Origin of the sequence: Lactobacillus sp. MRS-253-APC-2B (assembly GCF_012843675.1) — a bacterium.
In the GTDB taxonomy this organism is placed as follows: domain Bacteria; phylum Bacillota; class Bacilli; order Lactobacillales; family Lactobacillaceae; genus Limosilactobacillus; species Limosilactobacillus pulli.
Map to the genome: position 1 here is coordinate 12990 of NZ_JABAFO010000001.1, position 12279 is coordinate 25268.

Annotated in this window: 16 protein-coding genes; 4 read left to right on the forward strand and 12 right to left on the reverse strand. The window is 45.6% G+C overall.

Annotation, left to right across the window (positions count from 1 at the left end; genetic code table 11):
- Positions 1 to 9 precede the first annotated feature (9 nt).
- Positions 10 to 1110: a Xaa-Pro peptidase family protein gene (locus tag HF864_RS00085; RefSeq protein WP_169461115.1), complete on the forward strand. Its 1101-nt coding sequence runs from the start codon at positions 10 to 12 to the stop codon at positions 1108 to 1110.
- Between the two features lie 183 nt (positions 1111 to 1293).
- Here HF864_RS00085 and HF864_RS00090 read toward each other — a convergent pair whose 3' ends face one another.
- Together HF864_RS00090 and HF864_RS00095 are read right to left on the reverse strand one after the other, a co-directional pair.
- A complete protein-coding gene (locus tag HF864_RS00090) occupies positions 1294 to 1782 on the reverse strand; it encodes a hypothetical protein (RefSeq protein ID WP_169461116.1) in 489 nt (162 codons plus the stop codon).
- A 21-nt stretch (positions 1783 to 1803) separates the two neighbouring features.
- Entirely contained in the window at positions 1804 to 2220 is a 417-nt protein-coding gene (locus HF864_RS00095; RefSeq protein ID WP_169461117.1) for a DUF948 domain-containing protein, read from the reverse strand.
- 118 nt (positions 2221 to 2338) lie between these two features.
- On the opposite strand from HF864_RS00095, the gene HF864_RS00100 reads away from it, so the two are divergent.
- Complete coding sequence (locus tag HF864_RS00100) at positions 2339 to 3181, forward strand: mechanosensitive ion channel family protein (RefSeq protein WP_169461118.1); 843 nt, start codon at positions 2339 to 2341, stop codon at positions 3179 to 3181.
- Between the two features lie 23 nt (positions 3182 to 3204).
- Positions 3205 to 4041 (forward strand): HAD family hydrolase, encoded by an 837-nt coding sequence (locus tag HF864_RS00105; RefSeq protein ID WP_169461119.1) that lies wholly within the window; start codon positions 3205 to 3207, stop codon positions 4039 to 4041.
- Positions 4042 to 4073: 32 nt separating this feature from the next.
- Here HF864_RS00105 and cbpB read toward each other — a convergent pair whose 3' ends face one another.
- From cbpB to murI, 4 genes are all read right to left on the reverse strand, one after another.
- Entirely contained in the window at positions 4074 to 4562 is a 489-nt protein-coding gene (gene cbpB / locus HF864_RS00110; protein ID WP_169461120.1) for a cyclic-di-AMP-binding protein CbpB, read from the reverse strand.
- Positions 4563 to 4644: 82 nt separating this feature from the next.
- Positions 4645 to 5166 carry a metallophosphoesterase gene (locus HF864_RS00115; protein ID WP_169461121.1) on the reverse strand — a complete coding sequence of 174 codons (522 nt, stop codon included), beginning with the start codon at positions 5164 to 5166 and terminating at the stop codon, positions 4645 to 4647.
- A 47-nt stretch (positions 5167 to 5213) separates the two neighbouring features.
- Positions 5214 to 5807 (reverse strand): XTP/dITP diphosphatase, encoded by a 594-nt coding sequence (locus HF864_RS00120; protein ID WP_169461122.1) that lies wholly within the window; start codon positions 5805 to 5807, stop codon positions 5214 to 5216.
- Positions 5808 to 5822: 15 nt separating this feature from the next.
- Complete coding sequence (gene murI, locus HF864_RS00125; RefSeq protein WP_169461123.1) at positions 5823 to 6620, reverse strand: glutamate racemase; 798 nt, start codon at positions 6618 to 6620, stop codon at positions 5823 to 5825.
- A gap of 241 nt (positions 6621 to 6861) precedes the next feature.
- Here murI and HF864_RS00130 point away from each other — a divergent pair, with 241 nt between their 5' ends.
- Entirely contained in the window at positions 6862 to 7425 is a 564-nt protein-coding gene (locus HF864_RS00130; protein WP_169461124.1) for a YslB family protein, read from the forward strand.
- Between the two features lie 35 nt (positions 7426 to 7460).
- Here the strand turns inward: HF864_RS00130 and trxA are convergent, their stop codons facing one another.
- The 6 genes from trxA to HF864_RS00160 all read right to left on the reverse strand — a co-directional run bounded on the left by trxA (position 7461) and on the right by HF864_RS00160 (position 12010).
- Positions 7461 to 7772: a thioredoxin gene (trxA, locus tag HF864_RS00135; protein ID WP_169461125.1), complete on the reverse strand. Its 312-nt coding sequence runs from the start codon at positions 7770 to 7772 to the stop codon at positions 7461 to 7463.
- 130 nt (positions 7773 to 7902) lie between these two features.
- On the reverse strand, positions 7903 to 10281 hold the full coding sequence (locus HF864_RS00140; RefSeq protein WP_169461126.1) for an endonuclease MutS2: 2379 nt from the start codon (positions 10279 to 10281) through the stop codon (positions 7903 to 7905).
- Between the two features lie 35 nt (positions 10282 to 10316).
- Positions 10317 to 10847 carry a CvpA family protein gene (locus HF864_RS00145; protein WP_169461127.1) on the reverse strand — a complete coding sequence of 177 codons (531 nt, stop codon included), beginning with the start codon at positions 10845 to 10847 and terminating at the stop codon, positions 10317 to 10319.
- 128 nt (positions 10848 to 10975) lie between these two features.
- The gene (locus HF864_RS00150) at positions 10976 to 11293 is read right to left on the reverse strand and encodes a DUF1292 domain-containing protein (protein WP_169461128.1); all 318 of its coding nucleotides are present in this window, start codon (positions 11291 to 11293) and stop codon (positions 10976 to 10978) included.
- Between the two features lie 19 nt (positions 11294 to 11312).
- On the reverse strand, positions 11313 to 11750 hold the full coding sequence (gene ruvX / locus HF864_RS00155) for a Holliday junction resolvase RuvX (protein WP_169461129.1): 438 nt from the start codon (positions 11748 to 11750) through the stop codon (positions 11313 to 11315).
- Entirely contained in the window at positions 11747 to 12010 is a 264-nt protein-coding gene (locus tag HF864_RS00160; protein WP_169461130.1) for an IreB family regulatory phosphoprotein, read from the reverse strand. The genes ruvX and HF864_RS00160 overlap by 4 nt, the downstream gene beginning before the upstream one ends.
- Between the last annotated feature and the right edge of the window lie 269 nt (positions 12011 to 12279).

Genomic DNA, 12279 nt, shown 5'->3' on the forward strand with positions numbered 1-12279 from the left:
GCAAGACAAATGAATAAATTAACACAATTACAACAAGCTGTCAATGAAGCCCAGCTTGATGTTGCCTATCTCAGTGATCCGATGACTATCAAGTACCTAACCGGCTTTGGCAGCGATCCGATCGAACGGGTCTTGGCCCTGCTGGTATTTCCCGACCATGATCCCTTCTTGTTTGCACCAGCACTGGAAGTTGAGGCCATCAAAGATACGGGATGGCCATTTGACGTCTACGGCTACCTTGACCACGAGCAACCTTATGCAATGATTGCCGAACAAATTAAAAAGCGCGTTGCCGCACCAACTCGCTTTGGGATTGAACAGGGCTTTTTGACCGTTGCACGCTTAAGAGCTCTGCAGGAACAATTCCCTAAGGCCAGCTTTGACTACGACATGACGCCGACGATTCAGCACATGCGTCTGATCAAGTCACCAGATGAGATTGCTATTTTGGAAGAAAACGGCAAGTGGGCCGATTTTGCTTTTAAGGTTGGTTTTGATGCCGTCAAGATCGGCGCAACCGAAAATCAGATTGCCGCAGAGATCCACTATGCGCTGCAAAAACACGGTGTCATGCACATGAGCTTTGATACCCTGATTCAAGCTGGTGCCCACGCAGCTGAACCACATGGAGCTACTAACGACACCAAGATTCAAGACAACGAGCTGGTATTGTTTGACCTGGGAACCAATGTTGATGGCTACACCAGCGATGCTTCCAGAACCGTTGCTGTTGGTACGCTTAACGATAAGCAAAAAGATATCTATCAAGTATGCCTGGAAGCTCAATTAGCCGCCCAAGATGCCGCTAAGCCTGGCATCACGGCAGCCGAATTGGATAAGATTGCCCGCGATATTATCGATCACGCCGGCTATGGCGAATACTTCATTCACCGCTTAGGTCACGGTATGGGCATGACTGATCATGAATTTCCTTCAATCATGGAAGGCAACGATATGCTGCTTGAACCAGGCATGTGTTTCTCGATTGAACCAGGGATCTACATTCCAGGCTTTGCCGGCGTACGGATCGAAGACTGTATCCACATTACCGAAACCGGCAACGAACCGTTTACTCACACGTCCAAAGAGCTGCAGTACGTTGGTCGCTAGTGACAGGCAAGATTAATTAAAATCACGGTTTTTTAGCCAAATTTATAAGAGGCTGGGAATAAAGTTTCAAAACAGAAAAATGGCTGAAGATTGCGTTACTTAAAACGTTGATCTTCGGCCATTTTTAAAGTTGTTTTATTTTGTCAGAAAAATTCGTTTTTTCCAACCTCTATATTTTATACATTAATTTTTATCATTCGGCGTTGACTGAGACGTTTGATCATCTTCAGCCGCCTTGACATCATCATTTGCTTTGGGCTCGTCTGACGTCTTATCGATTACGATATCGTCTTGGTTTGAGCTGTCGGCTTGAGCCTTGGCAAGTTCGTCTCTGATCTGAGCGGTCTGTTCGTCAAAATCATCGTTGGTAAAATGATCGACCGCTTGATCAGCACTTTTTTTAACCGCATCCGCCCCTTTTTTTACGGAATCGGCTAAATCATTAAATTTATCGCCAAACTTGTCAACAGCTTGTTCTTTGGCATCTTGAACCATTCCATCGGCAATATCCAAAGCGTTAATAGCATAATCAGTTGCATAGTCCATTGCCTCATGAGTCTTATCGGCCACGGCCTGTTTGATCTGCTTTTTCTTATCGGCACTCAAAGCTTGCCAAGCACCAAAAGCAGCGGCTCCGCCAACCAAAAAACCAGCTAAGACTTTTTTCGTCATAAGTCCAACCTCCTATCAAAATCAGTCTTCCTTGGAACGATGCAGCTTGCTCAATACGTTGAGCGCCGCTTTTTTACCAGCTGCTGCCAGCAGATGTCTGCTTTGCTTGGCACTTTCATGCTGTGCATTCAGCCTGTCGGTAAAATGACGCGCCGCCGCATTGACGTCACTGGCACTTTGACCAAGATCAGCAATAGCTTTTACCGCTGGATCCAGTTCAGTTGATTTCTTGTTCAGATCTTCCAACAATTCGTTGGTATTTCCTAAAACGTTTTCCAGTTCATGCGTCAGCGCATCAACATCTTTGCTTAATCCTTCAATACTTTTAGTCGTTTCTTCCAATGTCTTTCCCAAACGAGACAAAAACATTCCAATAAAGCAAACCAGCACTACAAACGCGATCGCCGCGATCAGGCCGGCAATTTGTCCAGCAGTCATTTAAAGCTCCTCCTTTGTAGTTACACCAAGTTTAACATATTGGATATTTTTTTGTTAATTATTATTGGTGACTGTCTTATGATATAGTTGTTTGGAATCTAGATAAGGAGTCGTTTTAATGAATAAGCAGATTCAACAACTGACCCACTCATTTGCCAACGTTGATCTGGATAAGATTGCGCAAAACATCGTCAATCGTCTGTTTTCGATTTTACTGACGATTGTTGTTTTCTTCGTGATTTTGTGGGCCGGCAAGCTGATCATCAACTACGCTTTTAGCCATACCAAACGCTTTAAGATGCTGGGTGCTCATCGCATTGCCACGTTTCATACCTTGACGCTTAACATCTATCGGTATACGTGCTTTTTCTTTCTGCTGTATGCCCTGCTTTCATTGATTGGCGTGCCGGTCGGAACCTTGGTTGCCAGTGCTGGGATCTTCAGTATTGCTTTGGGGCTTGGTGCCCAGGGATTTGTCAGCGACATGGTTAATGGTTTTTTTATTCTATTGGAAAAACAGCTTGACGTCGGTGATGTAGTCGTCATTGGCACCGTTAAGGGTACGGTTTCGGGAATTGGTCTGCGAACTACTCGCGTTACCAGTGCGGACGGCACCCTCAACTATATTCCCAACCGCAACATTACTACCGTTAGCAATCTTTCCCGCTCAACCTGGCATGCCAGCGTTGATATTCCAATCGGCCCCAACGCACCATTGGCTGAGATTAAAAATGTAATTGAAGACGTTAATCAAAAACTGCTTGCCCAAGGAAAGTTTGGCAAGCATCCCGCACCCAAGATCGTTGGTCCCGTTACGATTCCAGCTACGGCTTCTACCAAGGCCTCGCTGGTCTATCGCGTAGCTCTTACAACGACCTACGATGCTGAATATCAATTGACCAGTGACTGTCTGGCAGCCTATCTGACGGCTTTAAATGATGCTCATGTTTCACTCAGCTAGTTTCTTTAAGAAAGGTTTTGACTATGTCTATTCGTTTAATTGCTACCGATATGGATGGCACGTTTTTAAATAATCAGCATGATTATGATCATCAGCGCTTTATAAAGGATTTTAAAAAACTGGCCAAAAACGGCATTCAGCTAGTAGCCGCCAGTGGCTCCTCTTATCCACGCCTGCGCCGAGAATTTGCCGATGTGGCTGACCAGATGATCTTTATTTCCCAAAACGGATCCGTAATTCACTATGGCGATGAGTTAATTGACTGTTTTCCATTAGATCACGACGACTTAAAAGCGGTCCTGGCTGCATTGACCAGACTGTATGGCGATAACGATATCAATCAGCTGGTCGTTTCCGGTCCAACGACCTCATTTGTCGATCAATCCATGGATGAAAAAAATCTGGCCATCGTCAGGCTTTTTTATGAAAACGTCAAGCGGGTTCCCAATCTGCTCGATATTTTCAACTATCCGCTTAATGAGCCTCTGACCAAGATCTCCGTTAACTTTGCCGACCATATTGATATTACCAACGTGACCGGTGAGCTGGATGGCCTTTTACCAGCCAATCTGATCATGGAAAACTCCGGCTTTAATACCGAGCTGATTGGTGATGCACATGCCACCAAGCGCAACGCCTTAATGGCAATTGCCGATCAATTCAACTTGAGAGCAAACGAGATCATGACTTTCGGCGACAATGAAAACGATCTGGGCATGCTGACAATGACCTCGCATAGCTATGCTATGAAAAACGCTGCTCTGCCGATTCGATTGGCTGCAGCCAACGTAACGCGGCTAACCAATCAGGAAAGCGGCGTTTTGGATACGATTGAGCGCTATTTTGACTTCCAACGCTAAAAGAGCAGTCTGCCGCATGCAGACTGCTCTTTTTAAACTTCTTCAGTTTCGGTTTCTGGCAGATCAAGTACCTCATAATGACGGTCAAACGTATGAACCGCATAGTTAACGGCCTTGAGCAATTCGCGGCGCGTTACGATACCAGTAAACTCACCATGCTCGGAAACGACCGTCAAAAACGATTGATCAATCAGTAGGTGCAGATTTTCCTCTACGTCATATGGATTGGTAATCACTGGCGCATCGGTCTGCATCACATCTCTAACCTTCATTGTCTGCAACTTATCCAAATTGATACGATCGGTTTCCAGCAGCTCATCGGTAATCATTGAAAGCGACAGCAAGCCACGATAATGACTCTCATTATCAACCACAACGATCTTGGCATAGTGATCTTTGGTTAGAACCAAAAACGCATGGTACAGTGAATTGTCTTCATTGACTGTGGCAACCAGACTGGCTGGAATCATAAATTTTTCACGTCGATCCATCAGCAGTTGACGAATCTGTTGGTTAATCATTTTAAAATCATCCCTTCATCGACCTGCTTTTATTGTAATGCTTTTAGCCGCTGAATGCGACAGGTATTCCAGATTAAGACATCTATTGGCGTGAAAAGACAAAATGCAGATCGTCAACCGGCTGCAGACTACGATCATAATACTGCACGTCAAATTGATCTGCATCAACAGAAACAATCGCAAAGGTCCCGCCCAGTTTTTGATACTGTCCGCGCGGCTGGCTGATGCTGCCAGGATTTAGATAAAGAATCCCTTGATTGCATTCAACGGCCAATTGATGCGTATGGCCATAGGCAGCAATCGTTGCTCGATTTTCCTTGGCCAAAAGCATTAAAGGCGTCAAGGTAAAATTAACCTGATACAGATGACCATGAACGACCAGAATGCGCTCGTGATCAACAACTGCCAGCTGTGTTTTCGGATAGTTCAGTCCCCAGTCGGTATTACCGATCACGGTCTTAAATGGCTGCATGACTGGATCGCTGGGCTCAAGATTTGAATCACCGCAATGCATCATCACATTGACTTCACCATTAAAGCGATCGGCAATCTTTTGCAAAATATCACGGTCGCCGTGGTTGTCACTGACAAATAATGCCTTCATGACTGTTCCTCCTCTAAAAACTTTGATGTCGCATCATCAGTCTTAAACTATGCTTGCCACCATTCATTAAAATGCCTCATAAAATCTTCCAGTGCCCGACCACGGTGACTGACGGCATTTTTTTGATCACTGCTCAGCTCGGCCATGGCACAATGCAGCTCATCAACATAAAAAAGCGGATCATAGCCAAAACCGTTTTTACCAGTCAGTTCATGGAGAATGTGGCCATTGACGCGGCCATGCGCCGTCAGTTTGGCACCATTGGGCTTGAGACCTACAATCGTTGTATGAAAATGTGCCGTTCTTTTTTCATCAGGCACCGCGACCATTTTTTCCAACAGTTTGGCATTATTGGCTGCATCGTCATGATCCTTGGCATAGCGTGCTGAATGAACTCCTGGCTCACCATTTAAAGCGTCAACAACCAATCCAGAATCATCAGCTAAAACCGGTAAGCCTAACTTTTTGACGGCAGCTTGAGCTTTGATCAATGCATTTTCTTCAAACGTTTGACCATTTTCATCAATCTCAAAAGCTGGAAAATCAGCCAGCGTTTTGACCACAATGCCTTTTGGTGCCAGCATTTCTGCATATTCACGCGCCTTACCGGGATTTTTGGTGGCAACTACAATCGTTTCCATAGCCATCTTCCTTTCTTACAGTTCCAAATGGGCACACGTATAGTTCTGATTGCTCAGCCACTTTTTAGCACCTGCTTTTAAGATTTCAACGTCACCGGTTGAATAAAGCCTGCTTTGTGGCATCATTTCAGTATCATTTAACGCGTCGTGCTGAGTCAGCCACTCTTTGGCAGCATTAACTGCCTCTTTGGCTGGGTCGACCAGTACTACTTGATAACCAAGCTTTTGCTGAATCTCATCAGCCAAAAACGGAAAATGCGTACAGCCTAAAATCAGTGTTTGAATTGGCTGCTGATCAAAAATCTTCAACTGTTCGTCAACCGTTTGATAAGCCTGTTCAGTGCCGGTTTGACCATGCTCTACAATTGGAACCAATGGCTGAGCAGCTTTTTCGACTACTTGAACGCTCCGATCCTGTCGATGCAGTTCGTGTTCATAGGCATGACTTTCAATTGTCGATGCCGTACCGATCACGCCAACTGATTGATGATGTTTTTGTTGTAAAGCACCTTTGACGCCGGGAACAATCATACCGATTACTGGAAACGGCATTTCTTTTTGCAAGGTTGGCAAAGCCGCTGCCGTTGCCGTATTGCAGGCTACGATCATCATTTTGACGTTTTGGCGCTTAAAAAAGCAAGCGATGTTTAATGCCAGCTGGCAGACATCCTGTTGCGTGCGCGTACCATATGGAAAGTGTCCTTGATCGCCCACAAAAATAAGTTTTTCATGGGGCAGCTGCTGGTTTACGATCCGGATGACTGATAAACCGCCAAGTCCGGAATCCATAATCCCAATCGGCCTGTTATCCATAATTGCAACACCTTTCTTCCAAATACTTGAAACTCCATTATCTATTTATTTGCTGGCTTTTTCAAGTTTTGCAGCGATTTCTTGTTTTCACAACCACTAAATCAGCATCCCGCCTTGCCAGCTGAGCGACTTTCATTTTTAACCCACAATAAAATAAGTTTTTAACGATATTTAAGGAACTAACGCCTAACTTTCTATTATAATAAAATATGATTTGCGAAAAGGAAGGATCGTATTTCTGATGAGTCAAAAAACCTACGACCGTTTGATACACAGTCATCGTGGCTTGATCGCCGGCACCATGCGTGATGTGATTTTACCAGCAATCCTTGGTAAAGAAACTGATGGCATTCTTTATTGGATTGGCAAAGACCTGGCCCGTGAATATCCGGTCGCATCAATTGAGGACCTGATTGTTTTGACCGAACAGCTGGGAATGGGAAAACTGGAGCTACGTCAGCAAAATTCAATTCAACACGTTTGGCGGCTTAGCGGCCCGATCGTTGAAGAACGCTTGGCAGTCGATAAAGAAGAAACCTCATTTTCTCTAGAAGCCGGATTTTTAGCCCAGGAATTGGAATTTCAGCTCAGTGCCGTTACCGAGGCCGAGGTAATTGAGCACAAGCATAGCTACGTTGAGATTCTAGCCCAAAATGACCCACAGTCCGATGCTGGATCTGAACGGACTGAACTGGCAGAATTCATTGAAATTGAAAAGCCACAGCCTCAAACGGAATCTGCTTCTGAAGGCGATACCAGTAAAAATCGCCGCCTCAAGCGCAAAAACAAAAAGGCCAAAAAATAAAGACATCACTCGCCAAACGAGTGATGTCTTTTTGTTTACAGGTATTGGTTCAAAACCTGCTTGAGCTGATCAGCAGAGTGATAGCCGATCAATTGGTCAACCACCTGACCATCTTTTTTGATCATCAGCGTTGGAATACTCATGATGCGGAACTGCTGTGGCGTTGCCGGATTCTCGTCAACGTCCATCTTATAAAAGGCAACGTTTGGCATTTGTTCAGATAATGCCTCAACTACTGGTGACTGCATACGGCAAGGACCACACCAGGTTGCCCAAAAGTCGATCAAAACGACTCCTTGCTGCGTATCCTGTTCAAACGTCTGATCAGTTGTAGTTTTAACTGCCATCTTAATGGCTCCCTTCACTAATTGATGATCCTATGTTAACAGAAGTAGATTCATTCGTCACTTATTATGCTTACTTTTTATAAGCTTTCAAATAATAATTAGCCAAAATAATTTTAACTCAATCATCTGACTACTGCAGGTAGACAATCGTTGCCCCATCCCCACCTGCATTAGGCGCAGCATAGGCAAACGACTTAACGCGTGGATTACTGCGCAGATACTCCCAGGTACCCTTGCGCAATGCCCCGGTGCCCTTGCCATGAATTACCGTAACCGGCGAAAGATTATTGAGTAAGGCATGATCGATAAACTGAGCCAATTCGCTCATTGCCTGTTCGTAGCGATGACCACGCAGATCCAGCCGTGCCGAGGTATGCCGGGTCTGAACGGTCCGTACCGGTCGGCGCTTTGGCTCTCGTTCCTTTTCGGATTTGACAAGCTGCTGTTTGGAGATCTTCTCTAAGTCATTTTCATCAATTTCCATCCGTAAGATTCCCAATTGTACTTCCCATTTGTGATTGCCGCGTTTTTCCAAAAGCTCGCCTTTTTGTCCGTATGACTTGACCAAAACGGCATCGCCCTTATGCAGATCATGCTTTTGCTTGGCCTTTTTCAAAACCGAGTTGTGCTTTAAGCGCGGATTTTGATGCAGTGCATTTAAGGCGCCTTGTGCATCAATCAGCTCGTTTTCCTTGACGTTGGCACCTTGCGTAATCTCCAGCTGTCGTAAATGATGAATGATCTTGTCAGCTTTCTTTTTAGCCTGTGAAACCTGATGATTGGCTTTGGATCGTGCATCCTCATAAAGCTTGTCACGCTGTTCTTCAAAACGAGTCAGCTTGCCGTTGAGTTCTTGTTCGATAACCTTATTTTTCTCCAGCAGTTTTTCAAGCTCCTCGCTGCGTTCACGAGCCTGCTTGCGCTGTTCAACCAAGTCACCAATCATCTTATTGAGATCCTGACTGTCATCACTGACCAGTGACTTGGCCTCAATGATAACATCCTCACCGATTCCCAGCCGTTTAGCAATCGCAATCCCATTTGACTGACCAGGAATGCCCAGCAATAAACGATAAGTCGGTCTAAGCGTTGTCTGATCAAACTCCATGCTGGCATTGATGGTTGCTGGCCGCTCATAGGCAAAGGCTTTTAGTTCTGGGTAGTGTGTCGTAACGACCACGTCACTGTCTAATGCAGCAAGCTTGTCTAAAATCGCCATTGCTAGGGCCGCTCCTTCTTTAGGATCGGTACCGGCACCCAGCTCGTCAAGTAGGACCAGACTGCGAGCCGTCGCCCGATCCAAGATTGCCTTGACGTTTTCCATATGACCAGAAAACGTACTCAGGTTCTGTTCCAATGACTGTTCATCACCAATATCGGCAAAGACCTCATCATAAATGGCGATCATGCTGCCCTCAGCGGCGGGAACAAACATCCCTGACTGTCCCATCAGCTGAATCAATCCCAATGTCTTTAAGGTAATCGTCTTACCACCGGTGTTAGGACCGGTAATCACGATAGTATGGTAGCCTTGGCCCAGCTTGATATCGTTGGCAACTGCCTTTTTAGGATCAATCAATGGATGACGCGCGTACTTGAGATTCACAACCCCATCTTGACTGAGCTGTGGCAGCGTTGCCTTGGTATCGTGCGCCAGCTTGGCCTTGGCATTAACAAAGTCCAGATGTCCCAAAATCTTGGCATTGTTTTGAATGTCCAATCGATAAGGCGCCAGCATTGTTGAAAGTGCGGCTAATACTCGTCGTACTTCTTGGCGTTCTTCAATCTGTGACTGCCGCAAGCGGTTGTTGAGATCAACCGTGCTGGCCGGCTCGATGTACAGCGTCTGACCACTGGCACTTTGGTCATGGACCACGCCCCCAAAACGGCTGCGCTCACGACTCAATACCGGCAGAACGTAGCGCTCATTGCGCACTGTGATGATTGGCTCACTAAGATATTTGGCCATTTTGCCATGCGTATATTTTTCCATCTGCTGACGAATCTCGGCCTCTGTTTTGGCAATCAGCTGGCGAATTCCATGCAGCTTGGTGGAGGCTTCATCCAATACGGCCCCGGTGTCTTGATCAATTGACTGTAGGAGACGCTTGGTGATCGAAGGGATCGTTACCAGCTCATCGACTTCGTTAGGCAGAACCTGCAGCGTTATTTTTTCGGCATGCAGCCTTTCAAAGAAGTGCTGTACGCTCATGCTGGCTCGCAAAACCTTGGCAATCTGCGCCAGCTCAGCTCCATTCAAACTGGCTTTGATTTTCAAGCGTTTCATCTGAGGCCGAACGTCAGCCAGCTTAGGAATCGGCATACCGCCCTTTAAGCGTAGAATATCAGCCCCATCCGTTGTTTCCTGCTGCCAAGAGCGGACCGTTTCATAATCAGACTGTGGCATCAGCTCAGCCAGTTCCTTTTTGCCATCCGCTGATACCAGATATTTTGTCAATTGATCTTTAATCCGCTGAAATTCCAGCGTTTCCAGAATCTTTTCGTTCATTTAAAACTCCTTTCAGTTTTTAAAGCTGATCTTGTCTATCCCAATAGATTCAAGGCTGCCTGTGCCATAACCGGGGTGTCTTTAATCATCAGCTGAGCAATTCCTGATTGAGCAAGCTGATTTTGCCACCATTGACTGGGAAACAGCTGAAAGATCATCAAAAACATAAAGATAATCAAATAACCGATCAAAACATCAAGTGTCCCACCTGCCAATCGATTAGCCGATCCAAGCACCGGCAGTCGATTCAGCCAGTTGAGTCTTTTTAACAGCCAGTGTCCCAAAAAAGAAATCGTACTAAAGATGATCATAAATGCCAGACCATTATAAAAAAACGTGGTGGGGTTGATACTGCCCAACAAACTGCTGCTAACCGACCCACTGCTGCTGTTCAGCTGCGGCAAGAATCCGGATAATGCTCCGCCTAAAAAACGAGCGCCCAGCTTAGCAGCCAGCCAGCCAATCAGATAGGTACACGTTGAGATCAGCATGCCCAATAAGCCACGATTGGTCCCATTGACCCAGCAGCCAATCAAAATTACTAAAATTACCGTTGTTAAAATCATTTATTGCCTCATTTGTTTATGGCGCTAATTTATCTAATAATAAATAAGACCCAGCATCCGGATAAACCGCACGCCAGGTCTTGATGATCTTGAGCCAAACATGCTGGCTTCAGTAGTTTGGATCGGACTTAGGCATTGAAATTGCCTTCATCATCAATAAACGTATTGAGCACTTCTTGAACCATTGCCCATTCTTCATCGCTTTCGATTGGCATCAGCTGAATATCGCCGCTGTCAACACCATCCATGTCGTTGGCTGGTTCAAATGAAAAGGCCTCAATATCAACCTCTTCGGCATTTTCTTCATCCAATGGATAGAGGCAGATGTACCATTTGCCGTTTTGATCGGATTTAAAGCGCATTGCCTCTTTGTAGAGCTCTTCATTGCCCTTCTCGTCGACCAGCGTAAAGATTTCTTCGTTGTCGCGTGGTTGATTTTCGCTCATAAGCCGCTCCTTTAATGTTTTATAGTTTTTGAACCAGCTTGCCGTGTCGATCAAGGTAGTTTTGCAAAATCAAGGTGGCAGCCAGCTCGTCAATTACTTTCTTTTGTTTGCGTCTGGAGATATCCGCCTGCTCAACCAGCATTCGGTGTGCCTCAACCGTAGTCAGGCGCTCATCTTGAAAATCGATTGGCAGACCAAATTTTTCCACCAGCAGATCGCCATAATGATGTGAGGCCTCGACGCGCGGTCCTTCGGTATTATTCATGTTTTTAGGCAGACCAATTACAAAGCCGGCCACCGAGCGACTTTTAACCAACTGCGCCACTCGCTCAAGACCGAATTCGCCAGCCTCTTCATCAATCGGAATAATCTCGACCGCCTGCGCCGTCCAGCCTAATGGATCGCTTTCGGCAACGCCAACGGTTTTAGAGCCAACGTCTAGTCCAAGCAGTCTCATTTGGCATCTCCATTATGCTGCAGATAAAAGCGTACCAGTTCTTCGATGATTTCATCACGCTCATGCTCGCGAATCAGATTGCGCGCATTGTTCAAACGTGGAATATAGGCAGGATCGCCCGAAAGCAGGTAGCCAACGATCTGGTTGATTGGATTATAGCCTTTTTCCTCTAAGGCTTGGTATACGGTATTTAAGGTTTCTTTGACGTCCTTTGGCTTTTCTTTGCCAAAGTCAAAAAACATGGTCTTGTCACTTGCCATCTTTTCACCCCCGACCTTTCTTTATCAATACTTAATTCTACTATACCACTTAACAAATCACAATCAGCAAGCTTTTCCTTAACCAGACCTTAATCTGCCAAACTTGCCCGACAAATTCAATAAAAAAAGAGTGAGAAAAAACTCCGAAAATCAGCTTGCGACCGATCTTCGGAGTCTGTCTTCGAACCTCCGCAAGGCTGGCTAGGTCGGTCAAATGCTGATTTATCAGTGTTTGAACTGCCAGCCAGCTACTGCGCTGAGGCATTGTT

Bases quoted from the DNA above. Each gene is read 5' to 3' on its own strand.
- HF864_RS00085 (WP_169461115.1), top strand. From the start codon at position 10: ATGAATAAATTAACACAATTACAACAAGCTGTCAATGAAGCCCAGCTT.
- HF864_RS00090 (WP_169461116.1), bottom strand. From the start codon at position 1,782: ATGACGAAAAAAGTCTTAGCTGGTTTTTTGGTTGGCGGAGCCGCTGCT.
- HF864_RS00095 (WP_169461117.1), bottom strand. From the start codon at position 2,220: ATGACTGCTGGACAAATTGCCGGCCTGATCGCGGCGATCGCGTTTGTA.
- HF864_RS00100 (WP_169461118.1), top strand. From the start codon at position 2,339: ATGAATAAGCAGATTCAACAACTGACCCACTCATTTGCCAACGTTGAT.
- HF864_RS00105 (WP_169461119.1), top strand. From the start codon at position 3,205: ATGTCTATTCGTTTAATTGCTACCGATATGGATGGCACGTTTTTAAAT.
- cbpB (WP_169461120.1), bottom strand. From the start codon at position 4,562: ATGATTAACCAACAGATTCGTCAACTGCTGATGGATCGACGTGAAAAA.
- HF864_RS00115 (WP_169461121.1), bottom strand. From the start codon at position 5,166: ATGAAGGCATTATTTGTCAGTGACAACCACGGCGACCGTGATATTTTG.
- HF864_RS00120 (WP_169461122.1), bottom strand. From the start codon at position 5,807: ATGGAAACGATTGTAGTTGCCACCAAAAATCCCGGTAAGGCGCGTGAA.
- murI (WP_169461123.1), bottom strand. From the start codon at position 6,620: ATGGATAACAGGCCGATTGGGATTATGGATTCCGGACTTGGCGGTTTA.
- HF864_RS00130 (WP_169461124.1), top strand. From the start codon at position 6,862: ATGAGTCAAAAAACCTACGACCGTTTGATACACAGTCATCGTGGCTTG.
- trxA (WP_169461125.1), bottom strand. From the start codon at position 7,772: ATGGCAGTTAAAACTACAACTGATCAGACGTTTGAACAGGATACGCAG.
- HF864_RS00140 (WP_169461126.1), bottom strand. From the start codon at position 10,281: ATGAACGAAAAGATTCTGGAAACGCTGGAATTTCAGCGGATTAAAGAT.
- HF864_RS00145 (WP_169461127.1), bottom strand. From the start codon at position 10,847: ATGATTTTAACAACGGTAATTTTAGTAATTTTGATTGGCTGCTGGGTC.
- HF864_RS00150 (WP_169461128.1), bottom strand. From the start codon at position 11,293: ATGAGCGAAAATCAACCACGCGACAACGAAGAAATCTTTACGCTGGTC.
- ruvX (WP_169461129.1), bottom strand. From the start codon at position 11,750: ATGAGACTGCTTGGACTAGACGTTGGCTCTAAAACCGTTGGCGTTGCC.
- HF864_RS00160 (WP_169461130.1), bottom strand. From the start codon at position 12,010: ATGGCAAGTGACAAGACCATGTTTTTTGACTTTGGCAAAGAAAAGCCA.